Genomic DNA, 22,548 nt, shown 5'->3' with positions numbered 1-22,548 from the left:
ATAAAGTATTATAACTGATAAACTCTTTTATCTCCATATTTTCTCCATTACCCCTTCCACAGTAGGTTGGAGATACTTACCATTTTTATACTCTGTGGTATTGAACACAGTAGGGTCGAAGTGTGGACAGTTGATTTTTAAGAACTTATAAAAGTACTGATGTGCGTAGAACATATAAGGCATAAACTCCTCTTGAAAGTCGTTTTCGCACTCAAATTCAATGTCTATGATGATACGCACAAAAGCAGCAATATCTTCACGAGTGAGGTCGTTGTGTTTTACAGGGTCGGGCATTGCCAAATCAAAGGCAAAAGCCTCAATACCATTGCCTTCCCACCATTCCCATAGCCAAGTATCGGAAAGGTCTTTACCCGTGAGTTTACTGAGGTATTGCTCCATCGTCTTGTATTCTTTATCAAATACTTCCTTAGGTGTGTCTTCACTTTGAGCCTCGCAAAAGGCTTTGAAGTCTTCCAAACGTTTTAGTACAAGTGGATACAGCTTTTCTGCTGTCGCAAAATCGGGGCGTAGTTCTTTTCTTAGTGTATTCATTAGTTTATTAATTTTATTTTGTATAGATATGTAAGGGTTAGGCTATTTCCATATTTTTTTCATTACCTCCTCCACAGTAGGCTCGTGATAATTGCCTTTTTTATCCTTGGTGGTATTGAATACAGAAGGGTCGAAATGCGGACAGTTGAGTTCTAAAAACTTATAAAAGTATTGATTTTCGTAGAACATATCCATCATAAACTCCTCCTGAAAATCGTTTTCGCACTCAAATTCACTATCTATGATGATACGCACAAAAGCAGCAATATCTTCACGAGTGAGGTCGTTGTGCTTTATAGGGTCGGGCATTGCCAAATCAAAGGCAAAAGCCTCAATACCATTGCCTTCCCACCATTCCCATAGCCAAGTATCGGAAAGGTCTTTACCCGTGAGTTTACTGAGGTACTGCTTCATTGCCTTGTATTCTTTGTCAAATACTTCCTCAGGAGTGTCTTCACTTTGGGCATCATGAAAGGCTTCGTAGTCTTCCAAACGTTTTAGTACAAGCGGATACAGCTTTTCTGCTGTTGCAAAATCGGGGCGTAGTTCTTTTCTTAGTGTATTCATTAGTTTATTAATTTTATAAGCTGAAAAGTGCAAATCGGGATAACTCACTGATGACACCTTTTCATTTTTTTAGGCTACAAAGATATAGATAATTTGCTAATTACCAAAATATCACTACTTTTGCTCTGTAAAGAAAGAAAATAATGACCCTACAAGATTTTATAAACCTCCTGCCCGATGCCAAAATCCAAACTATCTCTTTTGATTTTGATGCTAAAAATATACAACATTCGCAAGACTTAGTGATAACAGTGAGCAAATTGCAGGAACAAATAGAGCAGTATCAATTGGTTTTTTCCAATACCAGCAGCTTTAATGTAAGAGTAGCAGTAGGAGAACAATCGGTTTATCCTATTAATTATGAGGGAGATAGTATGTATATTGCTTCTGTTTTGTGCAAAGAAAAAGTAAAACAGCACCAGCATTGGCAAATACAACTTATCGGTAAAGTGGGTTGTATAGATATCTTTGCAGACGAATTAAATATTACCAAAATATAATTATCTTTGCCTTTAAAATAATAACGTTATGGATAAACAAAAAATAGAAGAACTCACCAGTACCTTGTGCAATAGTATTGTGAGCGATTTGAACCAAATGAAGGACACTCACAAACAACCTTATGCCTTGGCATTGGTTTGCAATGATGCTATGGAACATTTCTTTTTAGCATTAGCCAATACTGAAGACTTGGAGAGTATACTCTCAGAAAATGAGGTGACACCTACTAATACAGACGATTTTCTATATTTTAAATGGTCGCCTAATGAATGGTTGTGTATGAGTTATGATTTAGAAGATAGTCAGTTGAAAGCCTTTAATAAAAAACTTAGGGAAGAGGCGAGTGCTATCAAAAGCGATTGTGATAACTATAGGAAAACTATGCTTGAAGTGTGTATGGCAGCGCTTGTTAAAGCCAAACCTCAGGTAGAAAGCTTATTAAAACATAGCAACCTACCTATTTTTGTATCATTTACTGATATTTCAAAACTACAAGAAATTGAGAACTACACCGCTTTACAAATCAATTCCAAAGAAGTGTATGAGGCTTTTAGTACTCGTTTTGCCGAATTGGATTGGGGAAAAGACTTGGGGGTGTATGCTCCTTTCTAAAAAAAACATTAGTTGATTTATAAATGAAGAATTTAGAACTTAAAATCCCACCTGCTGCAGTATGGTTTATCTGTGCTTTGATAATGTGGGTGTTTGCTCGTTTATTGCCTTTTGGCGCATTGCCTCACTTGCCTGTAGTGGCTATGGTTGTTGCAGGGATAGGTATAGGAGTTGGATTAGCTAGTCTTTGGAGTTTTAGGAAAGCTCGCACTACTATCAATCCTCTTGAGCCATCGCAGGCTACTCATTTTGTTTCAAAAGGGGTATACCAGTTGAGTCGTAACCCAATGTACGTAGGCTTGGCTTGCTGTTTGCTCGCTTGGGCGATATGGCTCTCTTATCTTTTAACTTGGATAGGGATACCGCTATTCATAGCTTATATGACACGCTTCCAAATCATTCCAGAAGAGCGCGCTCTCAGACTGAAATTTGGCAAAGAATACGAAAACTATTGCTTGAAAGTACGCCGCTGGCTGTAATTTTAATTACCATACCCCAATACCCTCAAACTCTCTTCTGTTTTTAATAACTGAAACTGACCTATGCTATGGAGCAAGGTTTCGATAGTGTTGAGGTCTTGTGTCTCGTAAATAGGAGGGACTAACTTGCCAATATATGCCTTTTGCCAGCGCGCTTTGAACTCTATATATTCAATTTCGCGGTAATAAGTAGGGTATTCACCAGTGGTAATATTTTCCGAAATATAATCTTCTTGAATGTACAAATCGCTGTCATTGCCTACTTTGTGCCAAGCAATTTCGTTCACACAATAGCCAAAGAAATCATATATTTCGCACTGCTTGATAAGATTTTTATGAGCGATGATAGCCGTAAAGAGCTTGCGCCATTTGGCATTGCTCATATACGAAGTGGCAAAAGTGCTTATTTTCTTTTCCAATTGTTCTATATAGCGATGGTAGTCTTCTGTGGATGGAAATAGTTCCTTGTATTTTTCCATAGGAGTATTTTTAATTGACAAATTATTACAGATTTCTTCTTCCTTCTCTGATATAGAATATTTCGTGATAAGCGATGTTAAACCAGCCGTCTTCTATCATATAAATAAATTGACTCCAAAGGCTTCCTTCTTCTAATAATTCAGGATTAAGTTCGCGGAGAGCCTCGGTTACTTGCTGGGCAACTTTATCCAGTACTGCAAAAAGTTTTTCTTGGGTAGATGTATCACTACCTTTGAGCTGAAATACTCCCGCCATCAACAGGCTATAACTTTTGATAAATTCCTCCAGCGAATGATTCACCCATACCGCAGGGGCATCGGTATAATCGTTATTGGTAGAGAGTAAGTATACATTCCTCTTAGCATTCAGTGCAAAATAACCATAACAACATTTTCCAAAACACTGGAAATGTTGCCCTTGCTGTTGCATAGGTATAAGCTCATCGGGAAAGCGAATGAAGTAAAACCCCATTTGTGGATAGTCGTTCAGGAGGGCAAACTTGTTTTGCAGTACCTCGTCAAGGCTCATTAGGTGGGGTTGAGGAGGGTGCAACTCAGCAGTAATGCCGGCTTGGTGTAGGGCTTTTATATCGTCTTTTGTAAAACTAAGCATATTTCTTCTCTATTCTTTTGGCGATGGTTTTTCCTGTGTTTTTGTAATAGGCTTCTGTAAAGGAGAGTGCTTTGAGGTAGGGTATATCACTCTTGTCGCCAAAGGCTTGAAAGCATACAGTAGCACTACACATTAGGACTTCGTCTTTTTTAGACTGTGCAAAGCTGATAATTTGCTTTAAGATAGGCACAAAAGTGTCGTGATGGTCTTTACTAACGTTCTCGCCTTTGAGCTGGTGTGATATATTACAAAGTGAATAGGCATATTTTTGTACAAAATCCTGTTGCTCATCGGTGATTTTAGCAGAAAAATTTTGGGCAATTTCTAAAAAGGCAGGGAGCGCTTCCTCAGTAGGTAACCCTTTCAATACTCCAAAAACGATGCTAAAAAAGTCTTTTGTTTTGTGTATTGATTTTACCAAGCCTTGTACCCCTTCTTCTAAATAAATACAAATGGCATCTACCCACGAGGCGAAAGGCACAATAAGCTCATCGTTCAGTGGTTGCCAATGGTATTGCGCTACCATTTCTCGCAAGGGAGTAATATATTCCTTATTAGGTGTTTTGAGAATTTTTAGGAGGTGTTCTACCTCTAAATTGCCTTTTTTCTCCAACTGATGGAGCTTTTTGATGTGTTTTGCTACTGCTTCGGTCATATTTTTTTAATAATTTAAAATATTTAAAGGGACTTATAAAGCTATTTGGGTGGTAAAGACCACCATCTTTTAAACAGGTATCGGTGGAGTGCCCTGTTGAGGATAATTGTTGCCAAAAATGCAATTATCAGATTTCTATGATCACGCAAATATTCCTCTACTGGAAAAATAGTTTCTTCTTTTTTAGCTAAATAAGCATACTCCTGATTAGGCTTGTACCAAATGTATATATAGTTTTTATCATTTTCCTTTTGAACATAGTTATAAAAAGTACCTTTTTCGATATTCACAATTTCAATAATAGTTTTACCCTTATTCACTTGGTTTGAATAAGCCCTCTGAGGGTAGTGTGAGCCCCTTTTTGTAGTAGAATATATGACAGAATCAAGTGTTACAAACCTTTTGGTATAGGTATCGGGATTAAAGATCATATCACGATGCTGTACAAATGAAATGATCATTAATATCAAACCTCCAATAATCATAGCAAGTAAAGCTGCATAGGAAAAGATATAAATATATGTGAGTATTTTCTTTTTCATAAAAAATAGATTTCTCTAAAACTCTTCAAAATCGTTACCTTCTATCATTGGTAGTGCAAAAATAGCTAACTTAGTGTCCATAAGCCTTTGGCTTTTAGTTCATTTAATTCAGCTTCTGAGACTACTTGAAAATCATCGTCATCATCATCATCGTCGTAGGAAGTGTAATCCCATTGTAAGCCAAAGTTTTCCATAGCATCTAAAAGAGTATCAAATAACTTTTGTTGAGTGCTACCTGTAAAAATAGCAGTGGCTCGGTTTGTGACTTGGTGTATGGCAAGGGTAATGACTATTTGAAAATCGGTATCGGTAAAGGTGCGTTGTCCTTCCCAACTGAGAGAGGTAAGCTCGGTATATTGTTTTTCTATATGGGCAACTGCTTGCTCGGGTACTTCAAAGTTTTCCATACCCCAACCGCCCATTGCATTGGCATTGTAGGGCAAGCCTCCCATCACACCATTGTAAATGGCAAGGTAGAGCCAAAAGTCGGAGAGACTTTGAGTTTCTTGTGTCCAATTGGGGTCGGTTTCGGAGCCGTAATTACCCCAAACGGGCGGATTGGGGTTGGTTAAATCTTCTTTGCGGATAGCCCACATCACTACTCCTTGGTTTTCTTCACAAAAGCATAAGTAATCGCCTGCAAAATACAATTGCTGGGGTGTTGCCAACGAGTTATAGGATTGGTTTACACTTTTGGTTGCCCCTAATTGTAGGTAATACGCTCGGAACTCTTCAGGTAAGGTGATGTGTAAGCGTTTTTCAGCTTTTAATAACTGTGCTTCCGAGAAGCCTTTGCAGTCCTTGGGTGTGAGGTTGTATAGTTTTTTGATGTTTTCCATATCAATATTTCAATAAATAAAAGCCCCATATCATATTGCTAAATTCTCCTGCTACAAAGCTATGTGTATCGCCGTTTATCACTACTTTATAAAGGCAAAAAGACCTTTCGGCGTGATAGAGAGGGTCTGTTACTTTTATATATTCTCCCGTTTCTTGCCACTGGTAGTCAAAGATATTTACGCCAAAGAGTTTTACCTCGCCTTCTACTCCTGAGGTTTCAAACTGCCACGTTTTTTGCTTGAATAATTTCATACTAAAATAATTATTAGTGCTTGACTGTGGGTAATAAATTGTTACTATTGAAAGCTACGCCCTACCAATTTTTTATAATCACTATCAGCTTCTACACATAGTAAAAACTGCTGTTTTTCAAAGAAATGAATGAGCTTCTCGCCTCCTGAGATTACAGTTGTATCTGTTATTCTTTCTTCTTGCAAAGAGAACTTCCATAGATTGTGGTCATTGCTTAAAAGGCAGTATATTGGCATTAGCCTGTTTATCTTCCTCAGTAGCCATAGCTTTGCCCTCAATAGTTACAAAATCTTGACTTGTAACAGTGAGATTACTTGTTGCAGTACCTTGATTGCAACTGAGTTCTGCAGTATTAGTGATGATTTGTGGCATAACTTATACATTTTAAACATTTAACTCAACCACCAACGAACCAGCCAATTTTGTCTTTTAACATACGCAGCCCATTCTTCTCTGTTATAGGCTCTACCATCATATAAACGGTAAGTATCAGGAGGGTAATACCCCTCTTGTTTATAAGGAACTCCTAATTCTTTAGGTTCTTTTGTTTCTTCTATGAAGAGGGAAGTTGAATTATTATTTATATCATCTTTTTTAGGAAAGTCCGTTTTAGATTTAGGTAATAGATCACCTCCTTCTAAAAACAGAAAAGAATTTTCTTCATATAGTACTTTTCCCGTCTTACTGTCTATGTAGATTTCTTTTCTAGCATAGATTTCCCCTACTTGAGGCTTAGGGGTATAGAAATCTACTCTATAACAACTTTTTTTTAAGATTGGCTCATATATTTTTTTAACATCCCACTTAATATATCCATCAGAGATCCTTCTTATATTTACATTATACTCATCTTGAATAAAATCACATAATTCATCAATTGTAAATGCATATTCTTTATCATAATTAGTTTTTTTAATAGCTTTCCCTATCTCATTATATTCTATAACTATACCAATAATACAATTATAGAATGTTTTCTTAGAACTCCATAATAATTTATTTGATGAATAATAAATATTCTTAGTTTTAATAGGAGATTGATAATTACTTTTAACTTCAATAATATTTTCATTAGAAAAGTGTATACTAACCCTTTCATCTCCTTTTTTAAAAAATTTAGCTCCTGTAATGGGATAATAATCAGGGTCTATTTCCCAGTCTTTATATTTGTTTACATCAAAATATTCCATAACTTTATCTTTTTTTAAATTAATATTTAGATCTTGTCCCTGACTATATAAAGTGAATAAAACGAAAAGTATAAGAATTCTTATCATATTATATTTTTATTAAAAATTACAATGCTAAAACTCTTCTTCCTACCAATTTTTTATAATCACTATCAGCTTCTACACATAATAAAAACTGCTGTTTTTCAAAGAAATGAATGAGTTTCTCGCCTCCTGAAATTACAGTTGTATCTGTTATCCTTTCTTCTTGTAAAGAGAACTTCCATAGGTTGTGGTCATTGCTTAAAAAGAGTGATTGCTCATCGCCCGAAAGTTGTATACGTTTTTTAAAAGGTAGCCCCAGAGGATAGTGCTTTTGAGTTACATCTGTTTTCAGTACTCGTATGATGTACAAAGGCTTCTTAATCCCTGTAGTATTGCTCCTTGGCGGAATATACTGCCCCAAATGGAAATACCAATTGCCCTTACTATCTCGGCAAACAGAATGAAAGCTGTCTGTTTTAAAAAGGAGTTCTATTTTGTTAGTTGTGGTATCATAGCGTTGTATTACCCCATTTTGGTAAGAAGCTATGAGGTAAGTATCTGGTTTTTCTCGTGTTATCAAGGCACAGCCTTCTCCTTTGATTCTCTTTTTCCTTGTACTTCCTTCTAAATAGTTGTAAGCGGTAACAGTTATACTGTTGAAATTCATTAGTATAAGGGTGTCTTGGTCATTAGAGGCTACATAATCAGAAAACTTAGGTATGCCTTTTTCGTGTTTTTTGACTACTGCCAAAGTCTCTCTGCTGAGTTGAAATATCTTATTATCAGTAATAGCAAATATATATTGCCCATCTGCACTGAAATACATACAGCGCACACTGTTGCGTATCAACACATTGGCTACTTCTTTACCCGTAGAGAAGGAGAGCTTGTGCAATCGCATTGAGGCATACTTGGAACCCCAACCATCAGCTATATAGAAATGGTCGGGATTAAAAGGGTCGGCAAGTGGAGGGGTAAGACCTCCATAAATACCGTTTTTAAGTGTTGTTTTCCAAATGATTTCTGTTTGCATAGTGTTTTAATTGCTATAAGTAGGCTGTACTTTATAGTTTGAGTTATTGTGGCAGGGATTTTTTTGTTGTTTGGTTATGAGTTACTTTGGTTTTTAAATTTGTGGTATTGTGTATTGGCTACGATATATTTGGGGCTACAAAAATAGTATTTAATTTTTGAATTGCAAGTAAAAAAAGTTAGGTTTTAGGTATTGGCGTAATGCTATACCTAAAACCTAAAAGTAGAATAAGACCTAGGGTTGTGGGTTTATTTTTCTAACTTAATGGTTAGTACAGGAGTATTGGAGTGGTTCACTAAGTCGCTACTGATACTGCCGTTAAAGAAGTGGGCGATACCTTTGCGGCCGTTAGGGAACATACAGATGAGGTCTATTTTATTTTCTTTGACGTAGTTCAAGATACCTGTTTCGACCCTTATGTCGTTATATACATGAGTTTCAAAGCGTTGTTTGGAGTGTTCGGCTTCTTTGAGGAACTCTTGCATACGGTGGTTAATTTCGTGGGTGGTAAGGAACTGATAGGGTGTATTGACGTATACCAAATCGACCTTGGCGCCGAATAGCTTGGCGAGTTTAAGGGCTTTTTCAAAGGGTTTCAAGAAGCGTTTTGAGAAGTCGCAACCGAACATTATGTGTTTGATTTTGAGCTTTTCATTGGGATTTTTAATTACTAATACGGGTACTGTGGCGGAGCGTATTACTTTTTCGGCATTGGAACCGATGAATAGTTCTTTGGCTCCTGAGGCGCCGTTGGATCCCATAAATACGAGGTCGATATTGTGTTTTTTAACGACTTCGTCGACGGCTTCGGGCAGTGGTGCTGTTTCGATAAGCTCGGTAATTTCTACCGAAGTATCTAAATCTTTTTTAAGAGAGGTAAAGCGTTGCTTGGTGAGGTTAAGGAAGTACATTGCCTCGGGTATTGACACTTGGCTTTCGGTAATCATACGGACGGGCAATTCGATGGCGTGCAACAAGAATATTTTGGCTTTGTGTTGCTTGGCGAAACTCAATGCTACGTGTAGAGAAGCGATTGATTTTTCGGAAAAATCGGTGGTTACTAAGATGTTTTTCATAAGAGTAAAATGTTTAATTTTGTTATTGAATTACGGTTTTATTCTTTCACGTGGTAAAGGTACAACTTATTTTTGAAACTGCCAAATTTTTTTTGTTTTATTTTAGGCAAAAGATAAGGGGCAAGGGGGTGGTTGTGAAAAATGCAGTGTTGGGGGAGTTTTGTTGTATTTTTTGCAATGAGGAGATGGGGATAAAAAAGGGCTGATTACCAGCGTAGTAATGTTTATACTTCGTTTACAGTTCGTTTATAGTTCGTTCATCGTTCGTTTAAAGTAGGTAAGAGATAAGGGGTAAGAGGTAAAAGAGTGGGACGGAAAGGGCTGATTATTAGGGAAGAGATAAAAGGGAAGAGGCAGGAGAGAAGGGGGATGAAATTTTGAAAGATTGGCAATGAAAATGGGAAAAGGCTGCGAATTTGTTAATTTGGGGGTGTGAAGGTGTGGGTTGGGAAGAGGAGAAGAGGGGTGTATTATGGTGGTTTTGGTGGTTTTGGGGGTGGGTAAAAAGGGGTTGGGAGGGGGCATAGGCGTGTAAAAAAATATTTTTTTTCTTGCTATTTAAAAAAAAGTTTGTACCTTTGCACCGAAAAAGTAATTCTGAAGGGGACTGCAAGTCCCCTATTTTTATAACAAATGAACTTAAAAGACCAAGTTAAAGCACTTATAGACAAGCACTTAGAGGAGCACTCGAATTTATTTCTGACTGATCTTACAGTATCGGCAGCGAATGCCATTTGTGTTATTATTGATGGCGATGAGGGTGTTACTATAGATGATTGTATTGATTTGAGCCGTGCTATTGAAGGGAATTTGGATGGTGAGGCTATAGATTTTTCACTTGATGTGATGTCGTTCGGGGCTACGGAAGCCTTTGTAAATGAGCGTCAGTATAAGAAAAATGCAGGCAGGACAGTGCAAATTACGACCTTGGATGGGAAAGTGCAAGAAGGACTTTTGAAGGGGCTAAGTGATGGCAAAGTGGTGCTGGAGACTGAGACCCGTGAGCCTAAGCCTGTAGGTAAGGGCAAAATTACTGTTAAAAAGGAGCATCTTTTTGACTTGAATAATATTAAAGAAGCTAGAGTAATCATTAAATTTTAATTTTACGTATATGAATAGTCTTGAATTGATTGAATCATTTTCAGAATTTAAAGATGATAAATTGATTAACCGCGAAACCTTGATGGCTATTTTGGAGGAGGTTTTTCGCAATACCTTGAAAAAGAAGTACGGATCGGACGATAACTTTGATTTTATCATTAATCCTGACAAAGGTGACTTGCAGATATTTAGGAACCGTGTAGTGGTAGAGGATGGTGCTGTTACAGATGACAACCAAGAGATTGCCCTTTCGGTAGCTAGAAGGATAGAGCCTGACTTTGAGGTAGGGGAAGACGTTTCGGAAGAAATTAAAATTAATGATTTGGGTAGGCGTGCTATTTTGGCTCTTCGCCAGAACCTCATCTCGAAGATACACGAGTATGATAGCATGAATATTTACCAACGATTCAAGGACATTATTGGACAGATACACGTGGCTGAGATTCACCATATTCGCCATAAAGCTATTATTTTATTGGACGATGATGGGAATGAAATTATCCTACCGAAAGAGAAACAAATACCTTCGGACTTCTTTAAGAAGGGAGACCATGTACGTGGGGTAATAGAATCGGTAGAGCTGAAAAGCACTAAGCCAACGATTATAATGTCACGGACTTCGCCTTTGTTCTTGGAGCGCTTATTTGAGCAAGAAATACCTGAAATAGCTGATGGGCTTATTACTATTAATAAAGTAGTGCGCATACCTGGTGAAAAGGCTAAAGTAGCAGTGGATTCATTTGATGATAGAATTGATGCTGTGGGAGCTTGTGTAGGTGTACGTGGATCACGTATTCACGGTATAGTACGCGAACTAGGAAATGAAAATATTGATGTAATACCTTACACTAATAATACCCAACTGCTTATTTCACGCGCCTTGGCACCAGCACACGTAAGCTCGGTAACATTACACGAAGAGGAAAAACGTGCTGATGTGTTTTTGGCTAATGAAGAGGTATCAAAAGCGATAGGTAAATCGGGGTATAACATACGCCTAGCAAGCCAGCTATCGGGGTATGAAATAGATGTGTACCGCGAAGGCATAAGCGATGAGGATATAGAACTTACAGAGTTTGACGATGAGATAGAAGGCTGGGTATTGGAAGAGCTGCAAAAAGCAGGCTTGGATACAGCTAAGAGTGTATTAGAACTTAGCCCTGAAGAGCTTATGCAACGCACAGACCTTGAAGAGGAGACTGTAAAGGATGTGCTAAGGATATTGGCTGCTGAATTTGAATAATAGGCATTGCCCATAGGGGTTTGGGTGCTAGGTATAAGATACTGAGTATATACTTTGAAATAAGTATAAAAAATATAATTGGGGTGTATCTTTCATTTAACGAGGATATACTTGTAGAATGCTCCTTCCAAAAGGGGTTGATGTGAGCTTAAATAATAAGGGATTTTAAAAAACATATATGAGCGAGGGAAAAACAATAAGAATAAACAAAGTTTTAAAGGATTTGAATATATCTTTGGCAACTGCTGTGGACGAACTCAAGAAATACAAGAATATTGATATTGAAGCGAGTTTGAATACTAAGATTACCGAAGAGGCTTTTGAGTTCCTTTCAAACAAGTTCAAAGCTGATAAGAACAAGCGTGAAGCATCGAAGGAAATAGTTGCTGATAAGCGCAAAGAGCGCGAAGCGATACGCTTGGAACAAGAGAAAGAAAATCAAGAGAAACGCAAACAGCAAGAGCAAGAGGTGATAAAGGCCAAAGCGCAACTAGCTGGGCTTAAAACTGTGGGCAAAATAGACTTGGACGGAGGTAAAAAAGAAGCTGCTACAGCCCCTACTGCCCCCGCACAAGAAATAGCACCCGCAGCCACCACTACTACTGCCCCTGATGCTCAGAACAAAACAGTGGAACAAACAACCTCAGTGAAAAGTCATAAAGAAGAAGTGAAGAACGCTGCCCAACAGACAAGCAAACCCAACAAGGAGAACAAGGAAAAAGACAAGAAGAAAGACCGCCCTGCAGACGCTCAGCAGAAGAATAAAACGGTTTATCAAAATCCCCTTACACAAACCGCTACCCCTCCTAAGAAAAAGGAACTACAACTTCACAAAAAAGAAGAAGTTACCCCTGAAGCTCCTATTGGTGTGATTGAAACTCAGTACCAGAAACTTACTGGCCCTAAAGTGGTAGGTGAAAAGATTGACCTTAGCCAGTTTGAGAAAAAGAAAAAGAAGAAGAAACGCAACCGCAATAAGGATAAAGAAAAAGACTTGGCAACAGGCAATAGCGCTGCTGCTAATAATAACGACAGCGAAAAACGCAAACGCAAACGCATCAGTAAAAATGAAGCTAATAATGCAGGAGCTGCTAAAGCTGAAAACAATAGCAAGAAAGAGAAAAAAGCTAAGATTATACCTAAAATAGAACCTACTGAAGAGGAAGTACAAAAACAAGTACGCGAGACTTTGGAACGCTTACAAGGTAAAACTACCAAATCAAAAGGTGCTAAGTACCGTAAAGAAAAACGTGAAACACACCGCCAAAAGGCAGAACAAGAACTTGCAGAACAAGAACAACAAGAAAAGGTACTAAAACTTACTGAGTTCGTAACTGTAAATGAACTGGCTACGATGATGGATGTGCCTATTAATAAGGTAATAGGTGCGTGTATGTCATTAGGTATAATGGTTACTATGAACCAACGTCTTGATGCTGAAACCCTATCAATAGTAGCTGATGAGTTTGGTTTTGAAGTAGAATTTGCCACTGCAAATATTGAAGAGGCTATTCATATTGAGGAAGACAAACCTGAAGACTTAGTATCACGTGCGCCTATAGTAACTGTTATGGGACACGTAGACCATGGTAAGACTTCACTTTTGGACTACATCCGTAAAGAGAATGTAATAGCAGGAGAAAGTGGTGGTATTACGCAACACATTGGGGCTTATGGTGTGAAATTGGAGAGTGGAGAACGCATTACTTTCTTGGATACACCAGGACACGAGGCCTTTACAGCGATGCGTGCCCGTGGTACCAAAGTAACTGACATTGCTATTATTGTGGTAGCTGCTGATGATGATGTGATGCCACAAACCAAAGAAGCGATAAGCCACGCACAAGCAGCTGGTGTGCCTATTATTTTTGCAATTAACAAGATAGATAAACCAAATGCTAACCCTGATAAGATTAAAGAACGCCTAGCTGGTATGAACCTATTGGTGGAAGAATGGGGTGGTAAAATACAATCACAAGATATTTCGGCTAAACAAGGTATAGGTGTACAAGAACTACTTGAAAAAGTACTTTTGGAGGCTGAGATATTAGAATTAAAAGCTAACCCTCATAAACCAGCTATAGGTACAGTAGTAGAGGCTGCCTTGGATAAAGGTAGAGGATATGTATCGACAGTGCTAGTAGAAACAGGTACCTTACGCGTGGGTGACTACGTGCTAGCGGGTACTAACTCGGGTAAAATACGTGCTATGCACGATGAACGCGGTAAAAAAGTGAAAGAGGCTGGCCCTTCGACTCCTATTATTATCCTTGGGCTAGATGGTGCACCGCAAGCGGGTGATAAATTCTACGTATTTGAAGACGAGAAAGAAGCTAAACAGATAGTAGCTAAACGTGCACAACTACAACGCGAACAATCGGTACGTACACAACGCCATATTACACTGGATGAGATAGGAAGACGTATAGCCTTAGGCGACTTCAAGCAACTGAACATTATCCTTAAAGGAGATGTGGACGGATCGGTAGAAGCGCTTACTGACTCCTTCCAAAAACTATCAACTGAAGAAATTCAGGTATCAATCATTCACAAAGGAGTGGGTGCTATTACCGAATCGGATGTGTTATTGGCTTCGGCATCGGATGCTATTATTATAGGCTTTAATGTACGACCAATGACTAATGCGCGTGCTTTGGCTGAAAAAGAATCAATAGACATACGTACATACTCAATTATTTACGACGCTATTAACGACCTGAAAGATGCTATGGAAGGCATGCTTTCGCCAGTATTTAAAGAAGAAATAACTGGTACGGTAGAGATACGCGAATTGTTCAAAATATCAAAAGTAGGTACTATTGCAGGCTGTATGGTTACTGATGGTAAGATATTCCGCAACTCAAAAATACGCTTGTTGCGTGACAATGTGGTTATCTACACAGGTGAGCTTTCATCACTTAAACGCTTTAAAGATGACGTTAAAGAGGTGAGCAAAGGTTATGACTGTGGTTTGCAAGTTAAGAACTATAACGACATTCACGAAGGCGATGTACTTGAAGCCTTCCAAGAAGTGGCTGTGAAGAAGAAATTATAATGAATACGCTTTTAGGCTTATTATATGCTTCTTTTTAGCTGAAAAATAATACTAAAACTAAGGGTTGCTTGCGGCTGTAAGCAACCTTTTTTTAATTTTTCATCCTATGAAATTATTAGTACTCTTATTATCATTATTACCATTATGGGCAAAGGCACAGCTAATGGAGCCACTTGATAGATGGGGTGTCCGTACTGCCTACACTCGTACCAATGGGAGCTATAGCTTTGGTTTTGTGGGTGTCTCGCTGAACAGTACCGAGGTAGACCCCAGCGGCTTGGCTGCGGCGGGAGCTAAAGTATATGCTGGTGCACAGATAGGGAAACCTGATAATTGGAAAATAATACCGGAAGTAGGAGCAGATGCTTTTTTTATCTTACCGGCGGGAGTAGGCGTTTCGGTAAACACTGAGGCGATAACGCCCCGCATAGGCATTACACTAATCAATGCTATTGAATTTTATTGGGGGTATTCTTTTGCTTTTAAAGAGGGAAATAGCTTTCAAGGAAGAACATTTTCGGTGATTGTAAATTTGTATAAGGGGTTATGAGTAGTATTTTTGTCATTGGTATTTTTTTATGTTGTTTTCTCTCGGTATTGCTTTTTAGCAAAGCCCCTAAAAGGCTATCGGACAATATATTGGGGGTATGGCTACTATCTATTGCCATTTACCTACTGAACTATTATCTGCACTATTTGGGGTATTGGGAAAAATACCCGCATTTGGTAGGAGCTACACACCCCTTCCCGTTGCTATTTGCTCCTTTTGTGTACTTATATGTAGTGGCTAACCTGCGCCAACCACAGCGGATTTACTGGCGAGATGGGTTGCATTTTCTGCCTTTTGTAATTACTTATATAGCTATGTTCCCTTTCCTTTTTGGCTACTCGGCTGCTGAGAAGGCAATGATAGACCAAGCTGATTACCATAGCCCTTATCAATGGTTATTTACGATTTCGTTTGTAGCTTTTGTGGTGGTATGTGTGGTATATTCAATATTGGCATATCGGAAAATTAACCAATATGAGCGGGTGATAAGTGAACAGTTTGCTTATAATGAAGGAATCAGCTTGCAATGGCTGCGATTATTACTCATAGGGTTTGGTATTATTTTCGGGGTAATGATAGGGGGATATATACTGCAATTTCTGTTAGAAATAGAATTGGGGGTTAATATAGAACTTATTTTCTTAGCGCTATTTGTACTGCTTATAGGGATTATAGGCTTTTGGGGAATACGATACCAAGGTATATTTGAGCCAGTACGGTCTTTATCGGTAAAGAATGAGTTACAAGAGCCTACCGAGGCAGAGGCAGAAGAACTACAAGCCCCTAACAAAGAAAAGGAGATATGGAATGAGGGTGCATCTTTAATGGCTGTACGGGAAGAGGATACCCTTATGGCTAAAATGCCTGAATACCGAAAATCGGGATTGAAAGCTGAAGAAGCTACTGCCCTACACCAACAGCTTTTGACCCTTATGACTACTGAGAAACCTTACCTTGAGCCCAAGTTATCTTTAACCCAATTGGCAGAGAAACTAGGTGTACTACCTAATCATCTTTCGCAGATTATTAACCAATATGAGGAGAAGAATTTTTATGACTTTGTAAATGAGTACAGGGTAGAGGAATTTATTATTTTGGCTAAGAAAGATACTGATAAAAACTTCAACTTATTGGGGCTTGCCTATGAAGCAGGGTTCAACTCTAAATCATCATTTAACCAAGTATTTAAGAAGCTAAAAGGCAAAACCCCGAGCCAGTTTGTGAAAGAGAAATAAGGTATATTCAAGGAAAGTGAGAACTAAAACAACACTCGACAGGGTATACTTCTGCTAAAGAAATACATTTTTATACCCGAAAAGGTATAAACTAATTAGCAAATGTGTTAATTAGTCAGTTTGTTAATTATGAATATCGCTCCTTTTGTAAAGGAAAGGCGCAAACAGCTAAAACTCACACAAACCGAATTGGCAATGCGCGCAGGAGTAGGTTTGCGTTTTGTACGCGAATTAGAGCAAGGAAAAAGTACCTTGCGTTTAGATAAAGTAAATAAAGTATTAGCACTATTTGGTGCTGAAGTAGGGGTAACAACCCTTGTTGAGAAATAAAACAAGCCGTTGTATATTACAAAAATCAGTTGGCAGGACTCCTTACTGAAGACCAGGAGGGGTATCAGTTTGTGTATGATGAGCGTTACGCTACCCTTACAAGCGACACCCTACCACAGCCAAATCCTTACAAATAAACGAAAAAACAGTAGCTGCAACTTACCAGCGATTTGCCAAAACACTTCCTACTTGGCAGCAGTGGATTGAACATAGTTTTCTTTCTGCTGAAATGAAAAAACAATATTCTGATTTAATAATTGCTAAATTAGCACATTGGTAAAAAAAAAAACGTCCAAACCCTCACGCTTGGGCGATGCACCCCTTTTTGCGCTGTACTTTTGCCCCAGAATTTTAAAAGTATTACGCAATGAAAACCTTTTTATATGTTTTCCTATTTTTTGCCTTGCCGCTTATGGCAGAGGGGCAAGATTTTAAACAGACCCTAAGGGGTGCTATTTATGACCAAAGCACACACGAACCCTTAATGGGTGCTGCCGTAGTGGTGCAAAACACTACCCCTGCTATAGGGGCTATTACTGATGAAAATGGTCATTTTACCCTTCAAAATCTTCCTTTAGGAAGGGTAACTTTAGAAATCTCGTACATAGGCTATGAGAGCCGCATTATACCTGAGGTAATGATTACCTCGGGTAAAGAAGTAGTGCTTAGTATCGCCCTTAAAGAAGCTGCCACTGAGCTTGAAGGTGTGGAGATAGTAGCGAGTAGGCGCAAAGAAAAAGTCCTTAACACTATGGCTACAGTGAGTGCGCGTGCCTTTTCGGTAGAGGAGACACAACGCTATGCGGGGGGACTGAGTGACCCTGCACGCTTGGCATCGGCGTTTGCGGGGGTTACTACGGGTAACTTACAAGACAACTCGATCATAGTGCGTGGTAACGCACCGCAAGGGGTACAATGGCGATTGGAAGGGGTAGAGATACCCTCACCTCAGCACTTTTCGGGAGGTAATGTTATTGGAGGTGGATTGGTTACACTTTTTAGCAACCAAGTAATAGCTAATTCGGATTTTCTGACAGGGGCTTTTCCTGCTGAATATGGCAATGCTATGGCAGCTGTATTTGATGTGAAAATGCGTACGGGAAATACTTCACGTTATGAACATACGGCACAGGTGGGAGTATTGGGAGTAGACTTTGCTTCGGAAGGTCCGATTTCGCGCAGCAAAGGTTCTTCTTACCTCTTCAACTATCGCTATTCTACTTTGGGATTACTAAGCGATTTGAAAATCAACAAAACTGGGCAGCGTATTAAGTATCAAGATCTTTCCTTCAAATTAAACTTTCCTACGGAAAAGGCTGGTACGTTTGCATTATGGGGTATAGGAGGCATTGACAACACCCATAAAGAAGCCTTAGGCAATCCTGCTGACTGGAAGACTGATATAGACCGTGTGGACAACAACTGGGATACTTATGTGGGTACTGTGGGATTGCGCCACCAAGTGAATGCTGGTGAAGGTAGCTGGGTAGTATCGGATATTGCACTATCGGGGAGTGACAACCGTATTAGTACGGATTACCTTTGGGATGATGCTTCTAGATTCAGCCCTGATAGTAGGCTAAAAAAGCAAAACGGTACGCTTACTTTGGCGACCTCAGTAACTCATAAATTTTCTCGTTTGGCTACTTTGAAGGTGGGAGTTACCAGCAAACAGCTTTTTTATAAGTATAACCTAAGTGCTGCACAGGATTATGTGCCTTCGACTTATGCGCGTATTGCTAATTCGGCTGGCAATACACATCTTACCGAAGGCTATGCCCAACTGAAATACCAGTTATCGCCTGCCCTTTTGGCTAACGTAGGGTTGCGCACTCACTACTTTGGTTTGAATAAAGAACTCTCTGTTGAAAGCAGAGCAGGATTGGCTTGGAAACTTTCCGATAAACACAGTTTGAGTTTTGGCTATGGCAAACACTCTCAACCCGAAGATTTGAATGTGTATATGATAGAAGTAGGAGGTGTGGCAGTGAATAAGGATTTAAAACTTGGAAAAGCGCATCATTTTGTGTTGGGGTATGACTGGCTGCTTAGCGACAAGCTACGCTTAAAGGCTGAGGGGTATTACCAATACCTTTGGGATATAGCAGGAGAAGAAGGCACCAGCTATTCGCTTATAAACTTGCGACGTGCCTTGTTTCTGAACAAAAAGCTGGTGAGTAACACTAAGGGTAGGAACTATGGTGTTGATGTTACTTTGGAGCGCTTTTTGGGCGATAATTATTACTACCTGATTACTGGTTCGGTATTTAGTTCGGAATATAAGGCGGGGGATAATGTATGGCGCAATACGCGCTATAACAAAGGTTTTGTACTGAATGCCCTTTGGGGTAAAGAGTTCTATTTTGCTAATAACCGCAAGGTGCTGGATGTAAATGCAAAGGTAACTGTAACGGGAGGGGAGCGTTACAGCCCTATTTTGGAAAGCCAATCGGTAGCCCAAAAACGTGTGATATTTGATGAGAGTAGGGCTTATAGCGAACAAATGGGTACCCTTACCTACGCAGACATTACGGTAAATTACCGCATTAACCACAGAAAGAGCAGCAGTGTGCTATCCTTACAGATGAAGAATGTACTTGGCGCTCCTATCTACATTGACCATAATTACAATTACCAAACGGGGCAGATAGAGCTTAGCAAGGCTACTTTGGTGATTCCTAATATCAGTTATAAAATAGAATTTTAGTGCGAAAAGTCCTCACCCCCGTTCCCCCTCTCCCTTGGAGAGGGGGGGAAAGCTGTGAAGGCGATTATTGTGCGAGGCTAAACATTATCTTTATTTTAAAAATGCTCATTTTTGCAGATTGTTGCCTTTGGGGGACGGGGCTTTCTCATAAATTGAGTTTAACTCTTAAATAAAATGAAAAAATATAATCATCCTTTTTTGTTTTTTGGTTTATCCTTGGTGATTCCTTGGGTATTGTGGTTTGTGGTGGCTTATTGGAGTCACCAGCCAAAAGCGCCTAATGCTTTTTGGACAGGTTTATTTGAATTGGCGGGCTTGGTGGTGCCGATGGTAGTGGCGGGATGCCTTTTTGCACGTGATAGAGCCTTATGGGCAGACCTTAAAGGGCGTTTTATAGGGAGGAATCTACTCTACAACCGCTATTTCTGGATTACGCTCTTATTTCCGCCTATTTCGATTGTGATGGCACAGTTGCTTTCGCTGGATTTGGGGCATAGTCTTGACCAGTTTTACATTTCGGGGGATCCGAGTTTTAGTTCGGAGCCTTTGAATGCGTGGGTTGTGCTTTGCTTGGCGCCTGTATTTGAGGAGTTGGCTTGGCATACTTATGGTATTGATGCGTTGCGCAGTAGGTGGAGTTTGTTTGCCTCATCGGTTATTTTTACGGTGTATTGGGGGTTGTGGCATTTGCCTTTATTCTTCGTAAAAGATTATTACCAGAGCAATATACAAGCGGAAGGGTGGATTTATACGGCTAACTTTTTTGTGAGTTTGTTTGCTTTTGTGTTTATCATTAACTGGTTGTATTACAAATCGGGGCGGAATGTGCTGGTGGCGATATTGTTTCATTTGGTAGCGAATGTTTCTAACGAAATCTTTGCTACGCACCCTGATAGCAAGGTGATACAGAGTGGGCTGTTTGCCATACTAATGGGGTATATATTGGTGAGGGAGAGGAAGCTGTTTTTTAGGTAAGAGGTAAGAGGGAAAAGTGAAAAATTTGGTTATTAGTGAATAAATACCTACTTTTGTGGAGCAAAAACCCTCGCTGGCGCGAGTTACATACTCGCTTCAAGTTTGTGCTAAGAAAGTAGAGAGCTTCAAGCTCTGTTACTAATTAGGCAATGAATTAGGGGCAATAGAGACACGAGCGACACGCTCGCGCCAGCGTGGGGCGGGACACATTCATATAGCTAATCCAAAAGAGGATGCATATATTCCAGATTTATTAAAAATAACTATTAGATTATTTGACAGAGAAGAAATTATTGAAGAAATAAAAAAAATGTTAGAAAGATGTTTCACAAAATAAAATATTTATCATTATTCATACTAAACTATTATTGTTATTCACAAAATTGTGATGGTTCAATTACTTTTAAGATTGTAGAAGAAGGAAAGACTATTTTATTTAACAAAGAGCTTAAAGGAGATGTTATTTACGATAAGTCAAAAACTTATACATTAGAAACAATTCCTATTCCTATTCGAGAGATATATTTTACAGGAGACTTTAAAGAGGAAATGGAAAAAATGATAATAGATGGACTTTCTTGTGTATATTCAGAAGAAATAATCATAAGAAATATAAAAACAAATGAGTTAATGCACATTTTTTTTGAAAATGTGCAGTATTTATTGGGAAGTATAGACTTTGAGATTAGTTTTAGAAAAGGTTTTTATTTTATTGATGTTATGAAGTATAATAATGAAATAGAGTCTATAAAAATATTGTGGAAGTACAAAAAAGACAATACAACAAACTAATCATATTGCTTAAAGAGCAAAAAATCATAGTAGTAATTTAAGTTTCGCAAGTTGTTCTAAGCTGCTTCAGATAAGGGATTCAAATTAATCCATTTCATAAGTTGCTTATTTTCAGATATTATTTTTGTTATTAGTTCTTCAAAAGGTATCTCAAGAATCTCTGCTAAATCAAGAACTAATTCTTTGATAATAAGTAATATACATTCATCTAAGGTAGGCGTCTGAGTATCTTTCTGTATATCTTTGAATATTCCTCCAATAGTCTGATATTCAAGCTCTTTTTTATCTAACAAGAGTAAGCTGTATTCTAACATCCCCCGCTGGCGCGAGCTTGCAGCTCGTGCCCTATCATTCCAAGAGCTTGTAGCTCTATTACAAATTTACGATAATCAATTAGATGTATTACTAAAACTTCAATGCCTTATCAAACGGTACAATATAGAAACAATGAAAATATATAAAATAAGAGGTGGAAATAATCCTATTTATGCTAGTATTCACGCTCAAATGGGACAACCTTATGAAAAAGGAGAATATATAAAAGTGACTTGGAATGATTACCATTCTAAAGGGAATGTTATTCCTGATTTTTTATATGGTGGGTATATTGTATGTAAAAGAGAAATAGCAATAGAGCTAAATCAAATATTCAATAAAATAGAAATAGGGGAGCTAGAATGGCATAAAAATCCAAAAGAAATAGTAGCAAAAGATATTCGTAGATTAAAATGGCTACCTAAAGAAGAGGTGGATTTGGTACATATCTATTCTAAAATCAACATTCCTATATTACCTCAAAGTACTGTAATAATGAGTAAGGGAAATGATGGAAAAGATTGGATAAAAGACTATATTGGGGAAGAAACCCTATTTGGGACAAAACATACACCAAGAGAACTTGGAAAGGGTATATTTATTGACAAGAGAGAGCTTGGAGATTTTGATTTTTTTAGAATAGAAAAAAGTACTTTCCTTTTATGTACAGAAAATGTAAAAAAATATATAGAAAAAAGAGGATTTAGTAATGTTTTATTTTTAGAAGTAGGAGATGTTATTGAAAACTAAATTCCCCCCACAGGCGCAAGTCAGTGAGAGAAATCGTTAAGACTTTATGCCTAATATAACACACAGAAACAAAAAACTAT

General features: G+C 38.4%; 26 protein-coding genes and 1 pseudogene. 13 read left to right on the top strand and 14 right to left on the bottom strand.

Going from position 1 to position 22,548, the window contains the following annotated elements; genetic code table 11:
• Window positions 1-27 precede the first annotated feature (27 nt).
• Together C4H12_RS12785 and C4H12_RS12780 are read right to left on the bottom strand one after the other, a co-directional pair.
• Window positions 28-552 carry a hypothetical protein gene (locus C4H12_RS12785; protein ID WP_106099245.1) on the bottom strand — a complete coding sequence of 175 codons (525 nt, stop codon included), beginning with the start codon at window positions 550-552 and terminating at the stop codon, window positions 28-30.
• A gap of 42 nt (window positions 553-594) precedes the next feature.
• Window positions 595-1,119 (bottom strand): hypothetical protein, encoded by a 525-nt coding sequence (locus C4H12_RS12780; protein ID WP_106099244.1) that lies wholly within the window; start codon window positions 1,117-1,119, stop codon window positions 595-597.
• Between the two features lie 143 nt (window positions 1,120-1,262).
• Between C4H12_RS12780 and C4H12_RS12775 the strand changes: the two genes are divergently transcribed.
• Genes C4H12_RS12775 through C4H12_RS12765 form a run of 3 tightly spaced genes read left to right on the top strand, consistent with a single transcriptional unit; the run spans window position 1,263 to window position 2,711 of the window.
• Window positions 1,263-1,619 (top strand): hypothetical protein, encoded by a 357-nt coding sequence (locus tag C4H12_RS12775; protein ID WP_106099243.1) that lies wholly within the window; start codon window positions 1,263-1,265, stop codon window positions 1,617-1,619.
• Between the two features lie 28 nt (window positions 1,620-1,647).
• The gene (locus tag C4H12_RS12770) at window positions 1,648-2,232 is read left to right on the top strand and encodes a DUF4303 domain-containing protein (RefSeq protein ID WP_106099242.1); all 585 of its coding nucleotides are present in this window, start codon (window positions 1,648-1,650) and stop codon (window positions 2,230-2,232) included.
• A 23-nt stretch (window positions 2,233-2,255) separates the two neighbouring features.
• Window positions 2,256-2,711, top strand: coding sequence for an isoprenylcysteine carboxylmethyltransferase family protein (locus C4H12_RS12765; RefSeq protein ID WP_106099241.1), 456 nt, complete (start codon window positions 2,256-2,258; stop codon window positions 2,709-2,711).
• 2 nt (window positions 2,712-2,713) lie between these two features.
• On the opposite strand, the gene C4H12_RS13740 is transcribed toward C4H12_RS12765, so the two are convergent.
• From C4H12_RS13740 to C4H12_RS12710, 11 genes and pseudogenes are all read right to left on the bottom strand, one after another.
• Window positions 2,714-3,190: a DUF6678 family protein gene (locus C4H12_RS13740; RefSeq protein WP_106099240.1), complete on the bottom strand. Its 477-nt coding sequence runs from the start codon at window positions 3,188-3,190 to the stop codon at window positions 2,714-2,716.
• A 25-nt stretch (window positions 3,191-3,215) separates the two neighbouring features.
• A complete protein-coding gene (locus C4H12_RS12755) occupies window positions 3,216-3,803 on the bottom strand; it encodes an SUKH-4 family immunity protein (RefSeq protein WP_106099239.1) in 588 nt (195 codons plus the stop codon).
• Window positions 3,796-4,458 (bottom strand): hypothetical protein, encoded by a 663-nt coding sequence (locus C4H12_RS12750; protein WP_106099238.1) that lies wholly within the window; start codon window positions 4,456-4,458, stop codon window positions 3,796-3,798. Before C4H12_RS12750 ends, C4H12_RS12755 begins: the two co-directional genes overlap by 8 nt.
• A 41-nt stretch (window positions 4,459-4,499) precedes the next feature.
• Window positions 4,500-5,000 carry a hypothetical protein gene (locus C4H12_RS12745; protein WP_106099237.1) on the bottom strand — a complete coding sequence of 167 codons (501 nt, stop codon included), beginning with the start codon at window positions 4,998-5,000 and terminating at the stop codon, window positions 4,500-4,502.
• 65 nt (window positions 5,001-5,065) lie between these two features.
• Complete coding sequence (locus C4H12_RS12740; protein ID WP_106099236.1) at window positions 5,066-5,839, bottom strand: SMI1/KNR4 family protein; 774 nt, start codon at window positions 5,837-5,839, stop codon at window positions 5,066-5,068.
• A 1-nt stretch (window position 5,840) separates the two neighbouring features.
• On the bottom strand, window positions 5,841-6,092 hold the full coding sequence (locus C4H12_RS12735) for a hypothetical protein (protein ID WP_106099235.1): 252 nt from the start codon (window positions 6,090-6,092) through the stop codon (window positions 5,841-5,843).
• 44 nt (window positions 6,093-6,136) lie between these two features.
• A complete protein-coding gene (locus tag C4H12_RS12730; RefSeq protein WP_106099234.1) occupies window positions 6,137-6,328 on the bottom strand; it encodes a hypothetical protein in 192 nt (63 codons plus the stop codon).
• A pseudogene (locus C4H12_RS12725) lies at window positions 6,303-6,464 on the bottom strand (PAAR-like protein); the annotation flags it as partial. The pseudogene C4H12_RS12725 and the gene C4H12_RS12730, both read right to left, overlap by 26 nt.
• A gap of 20 nt (window positions 6,465-6,484) precedes the next feature.
• A complete protein-coding gene (locus C4H12_RS12720; protein ID WP_106099232.1) occupies window positions 6,485-7,369 on the bottom strand; it encodes a hypothetical protein in 885 nt (294 codons plus the stop codon).
• A gap of 19 nt (window positions 7,370-7,388) precedes the next feature.
• Window positions 7,389-8,339 carry a hypothetical protein gene (locus C4H12_RS12715; RefSeq protein WP_106099231.1) on the bottom strand — a complete coding sequence of 317 codons (951 nt, stop codon included), beginning with the start codon at window positions 8,337-8,339 and terminating at the stop codon, window positions 7,389-7,391.
• Window positions 8,340-8,587: 248 nt separating this feature from the next.
• Entirely contained in the window at window positions 8,588-9,415 is an 828-nt protein-coding gene (locus C4H12_RS12710) for a universal stress protein (RefSeq protein ID WP_106099230.1), read from the bottom strand.
• 633 nt (window positions 9,416-10,048) lie between these two features.
• Between C4H12_RS12710 and rimP the strand changes: the two genes are divergently transcribed.
• From rimP to C4H12_RS12655, 9 genes are all read left to right on the top strand, one after another.
• Window positions 10,049-10,516, top strand: a complete 468-nt coding sequence (gene rimP / locus C4H12_RS12705; protein ID WP_106099229.1) for a ribosome assembly cofactor RimP — start codon at window positions 10,049-10,051, stop codon at window positions 10,514-10,516.
• Between the two features lie 10 nt (window positions 10,517-10,526).
• The gene (gene nusA / locus C4H12_RS12700) at window positions 10,527-11,759 is read left to right on the top strand and encodes a transcription termination factor NusA (RefSeq protein ID WP_106099228.1); all 1,233 of its coding nucleotides are present in this window, start codon (window positions 10,527-10,529) and stop codon (window positions 11,757-11,759) included.
• 178 nt (window positions 11,760-11,937) lie between these two features.
• A complete protein-coding gene (gene infB, locus C4H12_RS12695) occupies window positions 11,938-14,814 on the top strand; it encodes a translation initiation factor IF-2 (protein WP_106099227.1) in 2,877 nt (958 codons plus the stop codon).
• Window positions 14,815-14,920: 106 nt separating this feature from the next.
• The gene (locus C4H12_RS12690; RefSeq protein WP_106099226.1) at window positions 14,921-15,364 is read left to right on the top strand and encodes a hypothetical protein; all 444 of its coding nucleotides are present in this window, start codon (window positions 14,921-14,923) and stop codon (window positions 15,362-15,364) included.
• Window positions 15,361-16,599 (top strand): helix-turn-helix domain-containing protein, encoded by a 1,239-nt coding sequence (locus tag C4H12_RS12685; protein ID WP_106099225.1) that lies wholly within the window; start codon window positions 15,361-15,363, stop codon window positions 16,597-16,599. Before C4H12_RS12690 ends, C4H12_RS12685 begins: the two co-directional genes overlap by 4 nt.
• Window positions 16,600-16,728: 129 nt before the next feature.
• Window positions 16,729-16,929 carry a helix-turn-helix transcriptional regulator gene (locus tag C4H12_RS12680; RefSeq protein ID WP_174688427.1) on the top strand — a complete coding sequence of 67 codons (201 nt, stop codon included), beginning with the start codon at window positions 16,729-16,731 and terminating at the stop codon, window positions 16,927-16,929.
• A 367-nt stretch (window positions 16,930-17,296) separates the two neighbouring features.
• Window positions 17,297-19,636, top strand: a complete 2,340-nt coding sequence (locus C4H12_RS12665) for a TonB-dependent receptor (protein ID WP_106099224.1) — start codon at window positions 17,297-17,299, stop codon at window positions 19,634-19,636.
• 174 nt (window positions 19,637-19,810) lie between these two features.
• Window positions 19,811-20,611 (top strand): CPBP family intramembrane glutamic endopeptidase, encoded by an 801-nt coding sequence (locus C4H12_RS12660; RefSeq protein WP_106099223.1) that lies wholly within the window; start codon window positions 19,811-19,813, stop codon window positions 20,609-20,611.
• 321 nt (window positions 20,612-20,932) lie between these two features.
• Complete coding sequence (locus C4H12_RS12655) at window positions 20,933-21,403, top strand: hypothetical protein (RefSeq protein ID WP_106099222.1); 471 nt, start codon at window positions 20,933-20,935, stop codon at window positions 21,401-21,403.
• A 56-nt stretch (window positions 21,404-21,459) separates the two neighbouring features.
• Here C4H12_RS12655 and C4H12_RS12650 read toward each other — a convergent pair whose 3' ends face one another.
• Entirely contained in the window at window positions 21,460-21,717 is a 258-nt protein-coding gene (locus C4H12_RS12650; RefSeq protein WP_106099221.1) for a hypothetical protein, read from the bottom strand.
• A 133-nt stretch (window positions 21,718-21,850) separates the two neighbouring features.
• Here C4H12_RS12650 and C4H12_RS12645 point away from each other — a divergent pair, with 133 nt between their 5' ends.
• Window positions 21,851-22,468, top strand: a complete 618-nt coding sequence (locus tag C4H12_RS12645) for a hypothetical protein (protein WP_106099220.1) — start codon at window positions 21,851-21,853, stop codon at window positions 22,466-22,468.
• The last annotated feature ends 80 nt before the right edge of the window (window positions 22,469-22,548 follow it).

Source organism: Capnocytophaga sp. oral taxon 878 (genome assembly GCF_002999135.1).
In the GTDB taxonomy this organism is placed as follows: domain Bacteria; phylum Bacteroidota; class Bacteroidia; order Flavobacteriales; family Flavobacteriaceae; genus Capnocytophaga.
The sequence above is the reverse complement of the archived record's forward strand: the minus strand, read 5'-3'. Positions and strand labels throughout refer to the sequence as shown.